This is a genomic window from Deltaproteobacteria bacterium (assembly GCA_016875395.1).
Taxonomy (GTDB): Bacteria; Myxococcota_A; UBA9160; order UBA9160; family UBA6930; genus VGRF01.
The window spans coordinates 33,983-49,741 of the sequence record VGRF01000025.1 but is presented as its reverse complement, the minus strand read 5'-3'; the positions used below and the strand labels follow the sequence as shown (position 1 = coordinate 49,741).

The 15,759-nt window shown below is 70.7% G+C and carries 13 protein-coding genes and 1 tRNA gene; 7 read left to right on the top strand and 7 right to left on the bottom strand.

Going from position 1 to position 15,759, the window contains the following annotated elements; translation table 11 throughout:
- The first annotated feature begins 1 nt into the window (after position 1).
- Positions 2–976, top strand: coding sequence for a GDP-mannose 4,6-dehydratase (locus tag FJ091_17040; GenBank protein ID MBM4385060.1), 975 nt, complete (start codon positions 2–4; stop codon positions 974–976).
- 122 nt (positions 977–1,098) lie between these two features.
- On the opposite strand, the gene FJ091_17035 is transcribed toward FJ091_17040, so the two are convergent.
- The 3 genes from FJ091_17035 to FJ091_17025 are packed head-to-tail and all read right to left on the bottom strand — an operon-like array spanning position 1,099 to position 4,643.
- Positions 1,099–1,698 carry a 3-isopropylmalate dehydratase small subunit gene (locus FJ091_17035; GenBank protein MBM4385059.1) on the bottom strand — a complete coding sequence of 200 codons (600 nt, stop codon included), beginning with the start codon at positions 1,696–1,698 and terminating at the stop codon, positions 1,099–1,101.
- The gene (gene leuC, locus FJ091_17030; GenBank protein MBM4385058.1) at positions 1,698–3,101 is read right to left on the bottom strand and encodes a 3-isopropylmalate dehydratase large subunit; all 1,404 of its coding nucleotides are present in this window, start codon (positions 3,099–3,101) and stop codon (positions 1,698–1,700) included. The genes FJ091_17035 and leuC overlap by 1 nt, the downstream gene beginning before the upstream one ends.
- Positions 3,102–3,155: 54 nt before the next feature.
- Complete coding sequence (locus tag FJ091_17025) at positions 3,156–4,643, bottom strand: sulfotransferase family 2 domain-containing protein (protein ID MBM4385057.1); 1,488 nt, start codon at positions 4,641–4,643, stop codon at positions 3,156–3,158.
- Here FJ091_17025 and FJ091_17020 point away from each other — a divergent pair.
- The gene (locus tag FJ091_17020) at positions 4,561–5,745 is read left to right on the top strand and encodes a DUF1214 domain-containing protein (protein MBM4385056.1); all 1,185 of its coding nucleotides are present in this window, start codon (positions 4,561–4,563) and stop codon (positions 5,743–5,745) included. The two genes, FJ091_17025 and FJ091_17020, sit on opposite strands and share 83 nt — an antisense overlap.
- A 58-nt stretch (positions 5,746–5,803) precedes the next feature.
- A complete protein-coding gene (locus FJ091_17015; GenBank protein MBM4385055.1) occupies positions 5,804–6,469 on the top strand; it encodes a dienelactone hydrolase family protein in 666 nt (221 codons plus the stop codon).
- A 106-nt stretch (positions 6,470–6,575) separates the two neighbouring features.
- Here FJ091_17015 and FJ091_17010 read toward each other — a convergent pair whose 3' ends face one another.
- Positions 6,576–7,199 carry a sulfite oxidase-like oxidoreductase gene (locus FJ091_17010; GenBank protein MBM4385054.1) on the bottom strand — a complete coding sequence of 208 codons (624 nt, stop codon included), beginning with the start codon at positions 7,197–7,199 and terminating at the stop codon, positions 6,576–6,578.
- 134 nt (positions 7,200–7,333) lie between these two features.
- On the opposite strand from FJ091_17010, the gene FJ091_17005 reads away from it, so the two are divergent.
- Positions 7,334–8,215, top strand: coding sequence for an enoyl-CoA hydratase (locus tag FJ091_17005; protein MBM4385053.1), 882 nt, complete (start codon positions 7,334–7,336; stop codon positions 8,213–8,215).
- Between the two features lie 166 nt (positions 8,216–8,381).
- Here the strand turns inward: FJ091_17005 and FJ091_17000 are convergent, their stop codons facing one another.
- Positions 8,382–10,748 (bottom strand): CoA transferase, encoded by a 2,367-nt coding sequence (locus tag FJ091_17000; GenBank protein MBM4385052.1) that lies wholly within the window; start codon positions 10,746–10,748, stop codon positions 8,382–8,384.
- Between the two features lie 65 nt (positions 10,749–10,813).
- Here FJ091_17000 and FJ091_16995 point away from each other — a divergent pair.
- The 3 genes from FJ091_16995 to FJ091_16985 all read left to right on the top strand — a co-directional run bounded on the left by FJ091_16995 (position 10,814) and on the right by FJ091_16985 (position 12,883).
- A tRNA-Pro gene (locus tag FJ091_16995) sits at positions 10,814–10,890 on the top strand.
- Between the two features lie 28 nt (positions 10,891–10,918).
- Positions 10,919–11,815, top strand: a complete 897-nt coding sequence (locus FJ091_16990) for a phosphotransferase (protein ID MBM4385051.1) — start codon at positions 10,919–10,921, stop codon at positions 11,813–11,815.
- 27 nt (positions 11,816–11,842) lie between these two features.
- Entirely contained in the window at positions 11,843–12,883 is a 1,041-nt protein-coding gene (locus FJ091_16985) for a 3-deoxy-7-phosphoheptulonate synthase (GenBank protein MBM4385050.1), read from the top strand.
- Here FJ091_16985 and FJ091_16980 read toward each other — a convergent pair.
- Positions 12,872–14,761 (bottom strand): VacJ family lipoprotein, encoded by a 1,890-nt coding sequence (locus tag FJ091_16980; protein MBM4385049.1) that lies wholly within the window; start codon positions 14,759–14,761, stop codon positions 12,872–12,874. The two genes, FJ091_16985 and FJ091_16980, sit on opposite strands and share 12 nt — an antisense overlap.
- 122 nt (positions 14,762–14,883) lie before the next feature.
- Positions 14,884–15,633, bottom strand: a complete 750-nt coding sequence (locus tag FJ091_16975; GenBank protein MBM4385048.1) for an enoyl-CoA hydratase/isomerase family protein — start codon at positions 15,631–15,633, stop codon at positions 14,884–14,886.
- Between the last annotated feature and the right edge of the window lie 126 nt (positions 15,634–15,759).

Here is a 15,759-nt window from a genome sequence, read left to right as displayed (position 1 = left end):
CGTGGGGCGCGTTCTCGTCACCGGCGCGGCGGGCTTCATCGGCGCGCGCGTGTGCGGGCTGTTATTGGACGAGGGCCGCGAAGTCGTCGGCCTCGACGACCTGAACGACGCCTACGACCCGCGCGTGAAGGAGAACCGGCTCGCGACGCTGACGCCTCGCGCCGGCTTCTCGTTCGCGCGCGCCGACATCGCGAATCGCGCAGCGCTTGCGTCCGCGCTGCCCGCGGGCGCCTTCGACGCGTGCATCAACCTCGCGGCGCGCGCCGGCGTGCGCACGAGCGTCGAGAACCCGTGGGTCTACGTCGACACGAACGTGACGGGCACGCTGAACCTGCTCGCGTTCTGCCGCGAGCGCGCCATCGCGAAGTTCGTGCTCGCGTCGACCTCGAGCGTGTACGGAGAATCGAGCGCCGCGCTGTTCCGTGAGACGGACGAGTCGAGCCTCCCGCTCTCGCCGTACGCCGCGACCAAGAAAGCCGCCGAGGCACTCGCGCACACGTATCACGCACTGCACGGCCTCGACGTGAGCGTGCTGCGGTACTTCACCGTGTACGGGCCCGCGGGTCGCCCCGACATGAGTGTGTTCCGCTTCGTGCAGCGCATTCGCGAGGGGCGCCCGATCACCGTGTTCGGCGACGGCACGATGTCGCGCGACTTCACGTTCGTGGACGACGTGGCGCGCGGCACCGTGCTCGCGCTGCGCCCGCTCGGCTACGACGTGATCAACCTCGGCGGCGATCACCCGTACGCGGTGAACGAGCTGATCGCGACGATCGAGCGCGCGCTCGGGCGCCGCGCCGAGATCGAGCACAAGCCCGCGCATCCTGCCGACGTCCCGCGCACCGCCGCAAGCATCGAGCGCGCGCGCGCGCAGCTCGGCTGGGCGCCGCGCGTCTCGCTCGCGGAAGGCGTCGCCGCCGCGGTCGCGTGGTACGAGGCGAACCGCGCGTGGGCGAAGGACGTGCGGACGGACTGAGCTCGCGCCTCAGCGCGCCGCGCCTTGTGCCCAGAAGCGCAGCTCGCCTTCGGCGCTTGCGCATTGACTCCGCTCGGCTGTGCCTCGCTGCGCGCGCCGTTTGGGCTTGCGGCGCCGGCGCGTCAGCTCGGGAAGCCCGCCACGTACGGGATCGTGCGCGCGGTGCGCTCGATCGCGTCGCCGGCCTCGATCAGCACGGCGGTCGCGTTCCAGCTGCCTTCGAGCAGCGCCTTGCGCGTGCCGTCGCGGATCTCGGCCTGCATCACGCCCGCACGCGAAGTCACCGTGCGCGCGGCCAGATCGATCGCGACTCGTTGGGTCGGGTCGAGCTCGACGCTGTCCATTAGCGTCGCGAGATCGCGCTCGCCGAGCGTCACGCAGGGCAGGCCCATGGCGGTGCAGTTGCCGTGGAAGATCTCGGCGAACGAGGCGCCGATGAAGGCGTTGAAGCCGAAGCGCATGAGCGCCTGCGGCGCGTGCTCGCGCGAGGAGCCGCACCCGAAGTTCCGGCCCACGATCAGGATGCCCGCACCGGCGAAGCGCTTGTCGTCGAGCGGGTGATTGCCCTTCGCTTGCTTGCGGTCGTCCTCGAAGGCGTACTGGCCGATGCCGTCGAACGTGACGCAGCGCAGGTAGCGCGCGGGGATGATTCGATCCGTGTCGATGTCGTCGCCGCGCAGCACGCACGCGGTGCCTTGAACTCGCTCGACTACCGCGGCCATTACAGGCGCTCCCGAACATCCACGACCTGACCCACGATCGCCGCTGCCGCCACCATCGCGGGGGACATCAGCAGCGTGCGGCCGGTCGGCGAGCCTTGGCGGCCCTTGAAGTTGCGATTGCTCGATGAGGCGCACATCTCGCGCCCCTTCAGCTGATCGGGGTTCATCGCGAGGCACATCGAGCAGCCCGCGAGGCGCCACTCGAAGCCGGCGCTGCGGAACACCTCGTGCAGCCCCTCGGCCTCGGCCTGCTTCGCGACTTGCTGCGAGCCCGGCACCACGAGCGCGCGCACACCCTTCGCGACTTTGCCCGAGCGCGCGACGCGCGCGGCCTCGCGCAGGTCGCTGATGCGCCCGTTCGTGCACGAGCCGATGAACGCCACGTCGATCTTCGTGCCCGCGATCTTCTGTCCCGGCGCGAAGCCCATGAACTCGCACGCCTCGGCGAAGCCCGCGCGCTCGTCGTCGCGCACCTGCGTGAGCAGCGGCAGCGCCTCGTTCACCCCGAGTGCCTGCCCAGGGTTGATGCCCCAGGTGACGGTCGGCGCGATCTCGCGGCCCGCGAGCTCGACGCGATCGTCGTAGTGAGCGCCCGCGTCGCTGGCCATGCCGCGCCAGAACGCGACCGCCTTGTCCCACGCAGCGCCCTTGGGAGCGAACTCGCGACCGCGCAGGTACGTCGTCGCGATCTCGTCGGGGTTCACGTAGCCGACGCGCGCGCCGCCCTCGATCGACATGTTGCACACGGTGAGGCGCTCTTCCATCGACATCGCTTCGATCACCGCGCCCGCGTACTCGTAGGCGAAGCCGACGCCGCCGTTCACGCCGAGGCGGCGGATGATGTGCAGGATCACGTCCTTCGCGTAGACGCCGCTCGCGAGCTTGCCCGTGACCTCGATGCGGCGCAGCTTCGGCTTCGCCATCGCGAGGCACTGCGTGGCGAGCACGTCGCGCACTTGCGAGGTGCCAATGCCGAACGCGATCGCGCCGAACGCACCGTGGGTCGAGGTGTGCGAGTCGCCGCAGGCGACCGTCATGCCCGGCTGCGTGAGCCCGAGCTCGGGCCCGATCACGTGCACGACGCCCTGCTTGCCGCTGCTCGGCAGATAGATCTGGATGCCGTACTCGCCGCAGTTGCGCTCGAGGTGAACGAGCATCTCCTCCGCGAGCGAATCCGCGAGCGGCCGGCGCTGCGACTCGGTGGGAATGATGTGGTCGACCGTCGCGAACGTGCGCTGCGGGAAGCGCACCGCGAGTCCCATCTCGCGCAGCTGCGCGAACGCCTGCGGGCTCGTGACCTCGTGGATCAGGTGCAGCCCGATGAACAGCTGCGTCTGGCCATCGGCCAGCTCGCGCACGGTGTGCGCTTCCCAAACTTTGTCGAAGAGAGACTTGGCGGGCATAGGCGAAGGGAGTTAGCAGCGACGGAGGGGCGCGGCGATGCATGGAGGCGCGAGTCAACGCGTGGTGGTGTCGCGTGCGGGGTCCGCTCTGGCGCCGGCGCCTCGACCGGTGCGGCTGCGTGCGCGTGCTTCCCCGTTCGCTACTCGGCGAGGAGCGCGCGCTCGATGCGCGTCTTCAGGTCGCCGCTCGCGCGCAGCGCGCGGCCGTGGCGGAGCATGCGGTCGGTCTCGAGGAACGCGACGTAGTCCACGCTGAGCACGGGCATCTCGCGTGCGATGGCGCCGCCTGCGCAGGCGTTCTCGAAGAACGCGATGGCGCGGCCGAGCACTGGCTGGGCATAGGGCGCGTGCTCGTGGAAGGCGCGCAGATTCGCGAGCACGACGCGCAGCGCATCCACGCGTTTCTGTTCGAGCAGTCGGAAGCAGAGCGGGATGAAGCCCGTGCGATAGACGACGCCCCAGAACAGCGTGCGTGCCCGGTCGTGCGGCGACCACGGCTCGAAGATGAAGCTGTCCGCGCCGCCGACATCGTGCACGTACGCCTTCAGGAACTCCATCACGTCGAGCTGCGATTCCAGCGCGACGGCGGGGCGGTAGCTCGCGTGCATCGCCGGCTCCGCTGCGCGGTACCGGCGCTCGAAGAGCGCTCGCGCGAACCGGTACAGCTCGGCGTCGTCCGAGTTCGCGGCGTAGAAGCGCTGCTTGAACTCGCCCGACAGCTGGTCCTCGTGCGCGCGTCGCCGACGGATTCGCGTGCAGCTTCGCGATGAACGGCAGCTCGAACGTGTGCGCGAGCAATGCCGCCGAGCGCTCGTACTCCTCGGTGATGCCGACGAACGGGTACTCGTCCTCGAGTCGCCGCTTCGCCTCCGCGAGGTCGCCGTCGCCGATCGCGAGCGTCGAGTAATTAGGCCAAGCGCCGGCGAAGTAGTTCTCGGGCGTGAACGAGTCGGGCAGCGTGCCGATGTCCATCGCCATGCGGTAGGCCGAGAGGAAGCGCGCGAGCGGCTCACGCAGCATCGTCAGATACATCGGCTCGTGCTCGGGGAACAGCGCGTGCGCGCCCGCAGCGAAGTGGCTCGCGACGTAGATCGACTCCGCCTCGCGGAAATCGCCGCGCTGCCAGCGCGGGAAGAACTCGTCGATGGTCGAGAGCATGTAGAGCTGCGCCGATTCGCGGCACGCGAAGCTGCGAAAGATCGCGGTCGCGAGCGAGGTGCCCGCGCACTTCTGCACGTGATTGAAGATGTAGACGCGCCGTGCGGGCATGCGGGCTCCTCGCGTGCGCAGCACTCGTAGCCCCGCGCGCCCCGAGAAGCCGCGCGTTTCGGCGGACGCGCGGGGCCTCGCAGTCGAAGTGAACGCCACACGCCGTTCATCACGATCGGACGCAGCGTCTGGCGATCTCGATGCGGCGGCCGCACAAGCTGAGTCAGCTTCCGGGAGCACGGAGGCGCGCATGGCGGAGCACGGCGACGCGAGCTCGCTGCAACGAGACTGGGCTGCATTCTGCGATCGCCTGAAGGCGACGGGCGAGCGCATCCTTCGCGACGACTTCCCGAGCGCGCCGCGCGACCGCGCCGAGGGTTTCCGCCATCTCGGCCGCCTCAGCGTGTTCGCGCTGCAGCAGTACCTCGACTTCGCGGACCCGCGCTTCCCCGCATTCCTGCGCTTCGACGACGACGTCACGCGCTGGGGCGGGCCGAACGCGGACAATCACTATCAGCGCGCGCGCGTGGAGGCGGGCGGCACGTATCGAATCACGGGCAACGTGCGCGGCCTGCGCGAGCTGATCCTGTCGACGAACGAGGGCGACATGCAGCTCGGGCAGCTGCGCGTGTTCGAGGAGCGCAATCTCTCGCAGCTCGCAGTCGCAGCGGATGGCTCGCTCGAGGTGATCGTGAGCGCGACGCCGCAACTGGGGAACTGGGTGCCGCTGCACCCCGAGGCCGAGTACGTGCTGCTGCGCCAGTACGTGAGCGACTGGCAGCACGACCCGGTCGCGCACTTCCGCATCGAGCGAGCGGGCAGTGAGGGCCTCGCGCCGCCGTCGCTCGAGGCTGAGCAGGTGGCGCACGCGCTCGATCGCGCGGCCACTTGGGTCGAGCGCAGCGTCGTGTACTGGAACGAGTGGATGCGCCGCGCTCGCTCGTTTCTCCCGGACAACCGCCTCGGCAAGCCGCGCCCGCAAGCCGGCGGCGCGAGGGACATCTATTACGGCGGCGGCTGGTGGAACCTCGCGGACGACGAGGCGCTCGTGATCGAGTGCGACGCGCCGCGCGCTCGCTACTGGTCGATCCAGCTCTACGCGTTCCCGTGGTTCGAATCGCTCGACTTCGCGAACCGCGTGAGCTCCCTGACGGGTCACCAGATTCGAACGGACGACGACGGCCGCTTCCGCGTCGTCATCGCAGAGCTCGATCCCGGCGTGCAGAACTGGCTCGACACCGAGGGCCGGCACGATGGCCTCATCACCTACCGGTGGGTGTTCGCGACGAGCGCGCCCGAGCCGACGTCGCGCGTCGTGAAGCTCGCAGACCTACGCGCCGCGCTGCCCCCTAGCACGCCCGCCTTCGGCGCGCAGGAGCGCCGCGCGCAGATCGCGGAGAGGCAGCGCGCCGTGGCGCGGAGATTCCGCACCTAGGGTGCGTGCAATTGCGCGTCCCGCTGACTCGCGACGCCCTCGCGCCTACCGTGCCCGCATGGAACTCCTCTACACCGCTCACGTCCCGCCGGGCGAAGGCCCGCACCCGACCATCCTCATGCTGCACGGCTGGGGCGCGAACGCGCACGACCTGCTCGGGCTCGCGCCCATCCTCCACGGCGGCGGCGCGCTGGTGCTGTCGCCGCAGGGGCCGGTCGCCTTCGAGATCGCGCGGGGCGTGCTCGGCTTCGGTTGGTGGCCGATCACGAGCACGCGCGAGATCGACCCGCAGGCCTTCGACGCCGCGCGCGGGCTGCTGCGCGAATTCCTCGACGACGCGTGCAAGCGCTACCCGATCGACCGCCGCAAGATCGTGGTGGTGGGCTTCTCGCAGGGCGGCGTGATGGCGTACGACCTGGTGTTAGGGGGCCCGAGTCGCTTCGCCGGCCTCGTCGCGCTTTCGAGCTGGTTGCCCGAGCAGGTGGATGCCGCGATCCCGCGCCAGGACGAGCACCAGAACTTCCCCGCGCTCGTCATCCACGGCACGCAGGATCCGATGATTCCCGTCGACCGCGCGCAGGAGTCGCGCACGCGCCTGCTCGCCCGCGGCGTGAACGTGCAGTACCGCGAGTTCGACATGCAGCACGAAGTGAGCCAAGACGCGCTGCGCGAGCTGGTGATCTGGCTCGAGGAGAAGGTGTTTCAGCTGATCAAGCTCGCGTGACGGCTCGTTGGGCTTCGCTCGGCTTCGCCTCGCTGCGCGCGACGCCGGGAAACGGCGTCGCTTGCGGCCGCCCGTTCGAGGCTGGGCCGCCGGGATGGTTCCCAATTCAGCGCCCCCGCTTCTTCGCCTCCGCTCTCATCCGCTGCATCGCGTTCGTCTCGCTGTCGCGGTAGCGCTCATCGCGCCACGGGTCGCCGCGCATGTGGTAACCGGCGCGCTCCCAGAAGCCGGGCACGTCGATGTCGGTGAATTCGAGGCCGCGCACCCACTTCGCGCTCTTCCAGAAGTAGAGCTTCGGCACGACGAGGCGCACCGGGCCGCCGTGCTCGTCGCTCAGCGGCTTGCCGCCTTCGTGCGTCGCGAGCAGCACGTCGTCAGTCATTAGGTCCGCGAGCGGCAGGTTCGTCGTGTAGCCCGGGTCGGCGTGGATCAGCACGAAGTCGGCGCCTGGCTTGCGCGCGACGCCCGCGAGCAGATCGCGCACGCGCACGCCGCGGAACGTGGTGTCGAGGCGCGACCAAGTCGTGACGCAGTGGATGTCGCTCGTCGTCTCCACCTGCGGCAGCGCCTTCAGCTCGGCGAGCGACCAGCGCTGCTCGGCGTCGACGAGGCCGAACACGCGGAAGTCCCACTTGCCGGGCGCGTACCTCGGAACCTCGCCGTAATGCAGGACGGGCCACTTCTTGGTCTCGGTCTGGCCGGGCGGAATGCGATCGCTGCGATTCGTCACGCAAGCCTCGGAGTTGTCAGAGAGATTTCGACGCGGAGCGCGGTGTTCGGGTAACGGGCGGCGCAATCTACCGGGGCCCTTCGCGAATGCAGCGCGATCACGCTATTTGAGGCCGTCCGCGAGAGGAGTCTGCGATGAGCGAGGCCACGACTGCGAGCGAGGACGATTTCGGCGACGTGCTCTACGAGCAGCCGGCCGAGCGCGTGGTGCGCATCGTGCTGAACCGCCCCGACAAGGCGAACGCGCAGAACCTGCGCGTGCTCTACGGCTTGAACGCCGCGCTCGACCGCGCCTGCGCCGACGACGCGGTGCGCGCGATCATCATCGCCGCCGCGGGCAAGCACTTCTCCTCGGGCCACGGGCCGATGGGCTACGACGGCGACTGGAAGCTGCGCGACGTCGCGATCGGCACCTCGCGCGGCTTCCGCCAGCCCGGACCCGAGGGCCACTGGGCGTTCGAGGAAGAGGTCTACTTCAACCTGTGCTGGCGCTGGCGGAATCTGCCGAAGCCGACCATCGCGCAGGTGCAGGGCAAGGTGATCGCGGGCGGGCTGATGCTCGTGTGGCCGTTCGATCTCGTCGTCGCGAGCGAGGACGCCACGTTCCAGGACCCCGTCGTCGGGTTCGGCGTGAACGGCGTCGAGTACTTCGGCCACCCGTGGGAGTTCGGGATGCGCAAGGCGAAGGAGATGCTCTTCACCGGCCGCGCCATCACAGCACGCGCCGCGAAGGCGATCGGCATGGTGAACCGCGTCGTGCCGCGCGAGAAGCTCGAAGCCGAGACGCTCGCGCTCGCGCAGGAGATCGCGGAGCAGCCGATGATGGGCCTCAAGACCGCGAAGGAATCGCTGAACCAAACGCAGAACGAGCAGGGCTTCTACAACGCGCTGCGCGCCGCGATGGTGGTGCAGCAGCTGGCGCACGCACACTGGGGCGTGGTCGCGAAATCCGGCACCGCGCCTGAGGGGCCGGCGAACGTGAAGGCGCTGATCGGGAAGCCTCCGTTGGAGGATTAGCGGGACGCGGGTGGTGGCGCAGTTTCTCCACGTTTACTCCGCATCGGGCTCGAGGACTCGCCCGCTGCTGCGCGCTTCGCTTGCGGCCTCGGCCGACCTGCTTGGGAGAAGCGTTCGACTTCGAGGTCGTTCTGGCTTCGCCTAGGCGCGGCAATGCGCCGAGCTGTTACTGCAGCGCCTCAGCCACTGCGAGCGCCGAGATTCGCTCGTCGTCGTAGCCGAGTAGGTCGCGCAGCACGAATTCGTTATCGCCACCGAGGCTCGGCGCGACCGTTGCCACGCGCGCCGGCGTCTCCGAGAGGTGGATGCGGCTTGCCTCGACCCAGCTTGCGCCCATGGTCGGGTGCGTGACGGGGACGAAGTGGCCGCGGGCTTCGAGCTGTGGGTCGGCGCTGAGGTCGATGCTCGACTGCACTGCGTGCGCCGCGACGCCGGCGGCCTGCAGCGCGCTCGTTAGGGCGAAGGCGTCGTGCTTCGCGGTCGCGGCGGCCACCGCGGCCTCGCTCGGCGCGCTTGCATCGCAGCCGAGGACTTTCGCGGCGGCTTCCCACTCCGCGTGCGTGCGCGCGGCGATCGCGATCCAGCGGTCGTCACCGGTGCACGGGAAGACGCCGTGCAGCACGAAGCGCTCGTCGGCGTTGCCCGCGCGCGTGCGATTGCGGCCTGTCGCCGATGCCTCCGCGATCACGGGCGCGATGAACTGGATCGCGGACTCGGCCTGCGAGACATCGATGAACTGGCCCTCACCCGTGCGCCGCCGGTGCTCGAGCGCAGCGAGAATCGCGCACAGCGAGAAGCGCGGCGCGACGTAGTCGGTGTACGCGGCATACGGGCCGGCGGGCGCGCGGTCGGGCCAGCCCACCAGCTCCCAGATGCCGGAGAGCGCGGCGCCGAGGTTGCCGAAGCCGGCGAGCCTCGCGTGCGGGCCGCTCTGGCCGGCGAGCGAGGTGGAGACGTAGACGAGGCGCGGGTTCAGCTTCGCGAGCGCGTCGTAGCCGAAGCCCATGCGCGCGATCACGCCGGGCGAGAACGACTCGATCGCGACGTCGGCCCAGCGCGCGAGGTCGAAGATCACTTCGCGCGACTCGGGCTTCGTCAGGTCGAGGCCGAGCTGCAGCTTGTTCGCGTTCATGGTGTGGAAGATCGCGCTGCGCTCGCCGCCGAAGCGGCCGCCGAGGAAGGGGCGCGTGGTGCGGCACGCGTCGGGGTGCGCGGCGCCCTCGATGCGAACCACGGTCGCGCCGTAATCGCCGAGCGTGCGCGTCACGGTGGGGCCCGCGATCGCCCAGGTGAAATCCAGCACCTTCACGCCGGCGAGCGGGAGCGCACGCTGAGTTGTTACGGGTGCAGCGCCCGAGCGCGGCGCGCTCCACTCCTTCAGCACGCGCGCGCTGCCCACGCCCAGCGCAGGCGGTGCGCTCGCGGGTGCGATCGGAGTGCGCGAGAACACCGCGAAGCGGCCTGGCGCGCGCACGCCCTCGACCTCATCGAAGAGCCCGCGCACGGCGAGCTGTTCGCTCGCGAGGAGATCGCTCGGTGTGGCGGCGGGAGCGACGTGGAACTTCTTCTCGATCGCGAGCGCGAGCCACTCCGCTTTCGTGCGCTTCGCGGTGGCCGCCGCGATCTGCGCCTGCGCGCGCAGCAGCGTCTCGGGCTTCTCCTCGCCGCGCAGCGCGCGCGCGCCGAAGCCGATCCAGTCGATGCCCGCGAGGTCGGCGTCGCACTCGCCCATCTCTCCGAGCCACTCCATGAGCCGCTGCGTCGCCGGCCCCATCGCGCTGCCGAACGCGTGCGTGATCGAGACGTTGCCGTCGCGCGCGGGATACGAGAAGCGCACGCGCAGATCGCCCATGCGCAGGCCGCCGCCGACGCGCTTCCCACTCTTGTCGCCGACGCGCGCGGTGAGGATGTCCGCCTGCGTCGCTGCCGCGTACGCCTGCTGCGCCGACACGTCGACGTGCTGTCCGCGCCCGGAGTGCACGCGCTCCGTGTGGGCGAGCAGCGCGCCCACCGCGGCCTCGGCGCCCGCGTGCGCGAGGGCCTGCGGCGCGCTCACGCGCACCGGCGCGCGGTCGTCGTCGCCCTGCAACAACAACGGGCCCGCCGCCGCGGCGATCACGAGATCGCTCCCGCGAAACGAAGACTTCGGCCCGCTCTGCCCGAACGGCGTGATCGAGACGAACACGAGCGCGGGATTCAGCGCGGCGAGGTCGTCGTAGGCGAGCCCGAGCGCCGCGAGCGCACCGGGCGCGCGCGACTCGAGGAAGAAGTCCGCGTGGCGCGCCAGCTCGAGCACGCCGGCGCGGCCCGCGGGCGTCGCGAGATCGGCGACGAGGCTGTGCTTGTTACGGGCCCACGCTGCCCAGGTGAACGTGTCGTCGCGCAGCGGCGCGCCGCCCGGCGGCTCGATCATCACGACGTCGACGCCGAGGTCCGCGAGCATCTTCCCGCACAGGAAGCCGAGCTCGTCGGTGAGATCGAGGGCGCGCAACCCCGAGAGTGGGCCACCCCGCCGCTTCGTTTCATCGGCCACGTTCGCCTCCGCTCTCGCCGCGCGCTCGCGCAGTGCGACGGCGGGCGGCTAGGTTGCCGCGGCGTCGGGGTGTAGCTCAGCTTGGTAGAGCCCGATCTTTGGGAGGTCGGCGTCGTGGGTTCGAATCCCACCACCCCGACCATGAAGCGCGCCTGCGAAGTTGAGCCGCCGTGACCAAGCTCTCCATCCCCGACGAAGTCCTCAGCAAAGCGCGCATCCACGGCGCGCAGGCGTGGGTCGACGGCTTGCCCGCGCTCATCGCGTCGCTCGAACGCGACTGGTCGATGCGCGCGGGCAGCTCCTTCCGCGGCGGCACCGAGGCGTACGTCGCCGAGGCGGAGCTCGCGGGCGGCACGCAGGCGGTGCTGAAGTTGTTAGTGCCGCGCGCGGATAACGACCCCGCGAGCGAGGTCGCCGCGTACGAGCTCGCTCGCGGCGAAGGGCTCGCGCAGCTTTACCGCCACGACGTGCGGCGCGGCGCGCTCTTGCTCGAGCGCCTCGGCCGACCTCTCGCGAGCGCGGGCTTGTCTCTCGATCAGCGCCACGACGTGCTGTGCGATCTGCTGAAGCGCATGTGGCGCCCCGTGCGCGGCGCACGCTTCATGACGGGCGCGGAGAAGGGGCGCTGGCTCGTGAGCTTCATCCAGGAAAAGTGGGAGCTGTTAGGGCGGCCGCTGCCCGAACGCGTCGTCGCGCACGCGCTCGCCTGCGCCGAGCGCCGCATCGCGGCGCACGACGACGCGCGCGCAATGCTCGTGCACGGCGACCTCCACGACCTGAACGTGCTCGAAGCCGCAGACGGCAGCTGGAAGGCAATCGACCCCGATGGCCTCGCCGCCGAGCCGGAGTACGACCTCGGCATTCTCCTGCGCGAGGACGCGGCGGCGCTCGAAGGCGACGGCCGCGCGCGAGCGCGCGCACTCGCCGCGCGCACCGGCCTCGACGCCGAAGCGGCCTGGGAGTGGGGCGTCGTCGAGCGCGTGTCGAGCGGCCTGCTCTGCACGCAGCTCGGCCTCGAGCCCATCGGGCGCGAGATGCTCGAGGCAGCGGTGCGCGTCGCGCGCTGACGGGGCCGCGCCGCTATATCCGGCGAGATGACGCCGAAATCCGACGACCTCCGCATCACCGCCGTCCGTCCCCTCATCGCGCCCGCGGTGCTCGCGGAGGAGATTCCCCTAACACCCGGCGCGTCCGAGTTCGTCGTGCGCTCGCGGCGCGCCGTGGAAGCGGTGCTGGACGGACGCGATGCGCGCGTGCTGCTCGTCGTGGGGCCGTGCTCGATCCACGACGTGCGCGCGGCGCTCGAGTACGCGGACAAGCTGCGCGCGCTGGCAGAGCGCGTGCGCGAGCGCGTGCTCGTGGTGATGCGCGTCTACTTCGAGAAGCCGCGCACGGTGGTCGGCTGGAAGGGACTCATCAACGATCCCGATCTCGACGGCTCGTATCACATCAACAAGGGGCTGCGGATCGCGCGCGGCCTGCTCGCCGAGATCGCGGCGCGCGAGCTGCCGGCGGGCACGGAGTTTCTCGACACGACGTTCGGGCAGTTCTACGCGGACCTCGTGTCGTGGGGTGCGATCGGCGCGCGCACGGCCGAGAGCCAGGTGCATCGCGAGCTCGCGAGTGGGCTCTCGATGCCGGTGGGCATCAAGAACCGCACCGATGGCGACGTGCGCGTCGCGGTCGATGCGATCCGCGCTGCGCGCGCGCGGCACATCTTCCCCTCGCTCACGAAGGAGGGCGCGCCCGCGATTCTCGAGACATCGGGGAACCCCTACGCGCACCTCGTCTTGCGCGGCGGCGCAAAGCCGAACTGGGACGCGGCTTCGGTGAGCGCTGCGGCGGAGTTGTTACGGGAGCACGCGCTGCTGGACGCGATCATGGTCGACTGCTCGCACGCGAACAGCGAGCGCGCGCCCGAGAAGCAGCGCGACGTCGCGCTCGCGGTCGCTGCGCAGCGACGCGCAGGGCAGAACGCGCTGCGGGGGCTGATGGTCGAGAGCCATCTCGTGGGCGGGAAGCAGGAGCCGAGCGCGCAGCCGCTCGCGTACGGGAAGAGCATCACGGACGCGTGTCTCGGCTGGGACGCGACCGAGCGGCTCGTGCTCGCGCTGGCCGAGGTGTTAGGGCGCTGAGGAGAGCGCGTCGAAGATCGCGCGCTGCACCTCCGGCACCCACAGATTCCCGAGATGCCCACCGCTCGGGAAGACCGTGGCGCGTTCACCGAGCGCCGTGCGCAGCCATTCCGCGTCACCGGGGCCTAACAAGAAGTCGTCGGCGTTCGTGAAGATGGACACGCGCGGGTCCGCGGCGAGCGCTGGCGCGATGCCGCGCAGGCCGCTCGCTTCGAGCAGCGAGTCGATGCTCGCGTCGGGGTCGCTCACGAGGAAGTGCGGCACCACGAGGTGGCGCACGTAGGCGTCGAACGAGCTGTGGTTCACCTCTTCGAGCAGCCAGCCGCGCTCGGGATCGAGCTCGGGTTGCAACAGCACGCCGCGGCCCGTCGTCGTCTGGATCGCGACCATCGCGTTGTGCACGGCGTCGCGGCCGTTGAGCCCGATCAGGAACTCGGACTCGATGCGGTCGAAGGGCAGGCGCGGGTCGCTCACGTCGCCGTCGAACAGCGCGAGCGCCTTCTTGCCGATCTCGAGCACGCGCCGGTCGCGCTCGGCCGCGGGCCAGCGCAGCGGCGCGTCGAAGAACTCGTCGAAGCGGCGCGATGCCAACAAGAAGTCGACCGGAGGACTCACGGCGACGATGCGCTCGAACTGGAGTGCGCCTTCGGGCCGCGCTGCGATGTGGAGCGCATGCGCGGCGCCGAGCGAGAGGCCGACGAGGCTCGCGCTCGTGACGCGCCCGGGCTTCCACGCCGCGACGTCGGCATGAATCGCTTCGAGCGCGGCGCGAATGTCGGCCGCGTCGTGAGGCGCGAAGCCGGGGTACGGCGCGCGCAGTGCGGTGAGCTGCACCTCGGGCTGGAACGCGCTGCTGATCGCGGCGACCGAGAAGCCGCGCGCGTACGCGATCTCCGCGAGCGCGACGGTCGTGCCGCCGCGCCGGTGCGAGCCGATGCCCGGCAGCACGAACAAGAGCGGCGCGGGCGCGGGCTGGAGCCAGAGCGAGTAGCGCAGCGTCTTGCCCGTGCTCGGCAGCGCGAGCTCGCGCTCCTTCGCGCGCCGCCCGAACGAGGGGTCCCGCGGCGAGAACTTCAGCACGCCGAGCGAGGGCTCGGGGTCGCTCGCTTCGAAGGCGGTCAGCGGGATGCTGTAGTTCTCGACCTCGGCCTCCCGCCGAATTGCCCAATAAGTCCGGATCGGCGCGTACCAGTCGGCCTCGACGGCGGAGAGATCGCGGTAGTCGTCGACGCGCAGCGAGAAGGAGTTCAGCCCGAACGCGAGCGTCGCACCGGTGAAGTACGTCGCGGGATCGAGCGCCATGTCGAAGATGCGGCCCACGGCGTCGCGGGTGTTGCTCGGGCCGAGCATGGGCAAGAAGAGATAGGGGCCGGGCCTGATTCCCCAGCGGCCGAAGGCTTGGCCCACGTCTTCGGGGAACGAGTCGAGCGAGAGGCGCGTTGCGGGATCGAAGAGGCCGAGCAGGCCCGCGGTGGAGTTGACGAGGAAGCGCCCGGTCTCTTCGCCCGAGTCTCTGAGGCGCCTTTGCATCAACAAGCTGACGAAGCGGCCGGGGTAGTTGAGGTTGCCGTAGAAGCGCGAGAGCGCTTCGCGCGCGAACTCGGGCACGAGCGCGCGGTAGCCGAGCGCGAGCGGCTGCGCGACGTAGTCGAGCGCACCCTTCGTGACGCGCAGGCTGAGGCGGTTCGCGGGCTCGAGCGGATCCTCGGTGTACACGAGCACCGAGAAGCCCTCGCCGTGCGGCGGGGCGTAGAGCGCGTCGTTGCCGAGCACCGCGGAGTTCGTCGCCGCGTCCGTATCCGCCGGAACCGAGGCGCAGCCGGACGCGAGCAGCGCGAAAGCGAACGCGAGCGAGACGCAGGCGGCACGGACTCGCACCCTCGGCGTCTGACGCCAGGCGTTCGGGTCCCCCGCAGGGCCGGCGACCCGAACGCCGAGCGTCAGACGCCGAGCGTTCGGGTCGGCGCAGCGAGGCGGGCTACACGGGTGCGTCACGCTCGCTACTGCCCCGTGAACACGGGCTTGCGCTTTGCGAGGAACGCGCGCACGCCCTCGGCGTAGTCGGCGGTGCTCGATGCCTCGCCCTGCAGGTCGCGCTCGCGCGCGAGTGCGGCCTCCAGCTCGGGGAACACCTCGGCGTGAAACGCGCGCTTCGCGAGCCCGATCGCGCGCGTGGGCAGCGCGGCGAGCTTCCTCGCGAGCGCGAGCGAGTCCGCTTCGAGCGCGTCGGGCTCGGCGACGGCGTGGATCAGCCCGATCGCGAGCGCCTGCTCCGCGCTGATGCGCTCGCCGAGCATCGCCAGCGACTTCGCGCGCGCGAGGCCGACGAGTCGCGGGAGCAGGAACGTGCCGCCGCTGTCGGGGATCAGGCCGATGTTCACGAACGCCTGCAGGAAGTACGCGCTCTTCGCCGCGACGACGATGTCGCAGGCGAGCGCGAGGTTCGCGCCCGCGCCCGCCGCGGCGCCGTTCACAGCGCACACCACCGGCTTCTCGAGCGCGAGGATGCGGCGAACCGTGGGGTTGTAGCTTTGCTCCACGATCTCACTCACCGCGGGCCCCGGCGCGCCACTCGGCGGCACGATCTCGGCGAGATCCTGCCCCGCGCAGAACGCGCGCCCGCAGCCGGTGAGCAGCACCCCCCGCACATCGGCGCGCGCGGCCGCCTCGTCGAGCGCGGCCTGCAGCTCGCGCGCCATCGCGCGATTCAGGCTGTTCAGCACATCGGGCCGCGCGAGCGCGATGCGCATTACGCCGGCGTCGTGCTCCACGCGAATGAACTCGTTCGCCACGCCATCTCCTCCCGCTGCGAGATCGAGGCAGCGTCGCAGACGAGCCCCGCCCGCGTCGACCGGCCATCGGTGCCTGGCACGGAT

Bases quoted from the DNA above. Each gene is read 5' to 3' on its own strand.
- FJ091_17035 (MBM4385059.1), bottom strand. From the start codon at position 1,698: ATGGCCGCGGTAGTCGAGCGAGTTCAAGGCACCGCGTGCGTGCTGCGC.
- leuC (MBM4385058.1), bottom strand. From the start codon at position 3,101: ATGCCCGCCAAGTCTCTCTTCGACAAAGTTTGGGAAGCGCACACCGTG.
- FJ091_17020 (MBM4385056.1), top strand. From the start codon at position 4,561: ATGGCGGAGCACGGCGACGCGAGCTCGCTGCAACGAGACTGGGCTGCA.
- FJ091_17025 (MBM4385057.1), bottom strand. From the start codon at position 4,643: ATGCGCTCGCCCGTCGCCTTCAGGCGATCGCAGAATGCAGCCCAGTCT.
- FJ091_17015 (MBM4385055.1), top strand. From the start codon at position 5,804: ATGGAACTCCTCTACACCGCTCACGTCCCGCCGGGCGAAGGCCCGCAC.
- FJ091_17005 (MBM4385053.1), top strand. From the start codon at position 7,334: ATGAGCGAGGCCACGACTGCGAGCGAGGACGATTTCGGCGACGTGCTC.
- FJ091_16985 (MBM4385050.1), top strand. From the start codon at position 11,843: ATGACGCCGAAATCCGACGACCTCCGCATCACCGCCGTCCGTCCCCTC.
- FJ091_16975 (MBM4385048.1), bottom strand. From the start codon at position 15,633: ATGCGCATCGCGCTCGCGCGGCCCGATGTGCTGAACAGCCTGAATCGC.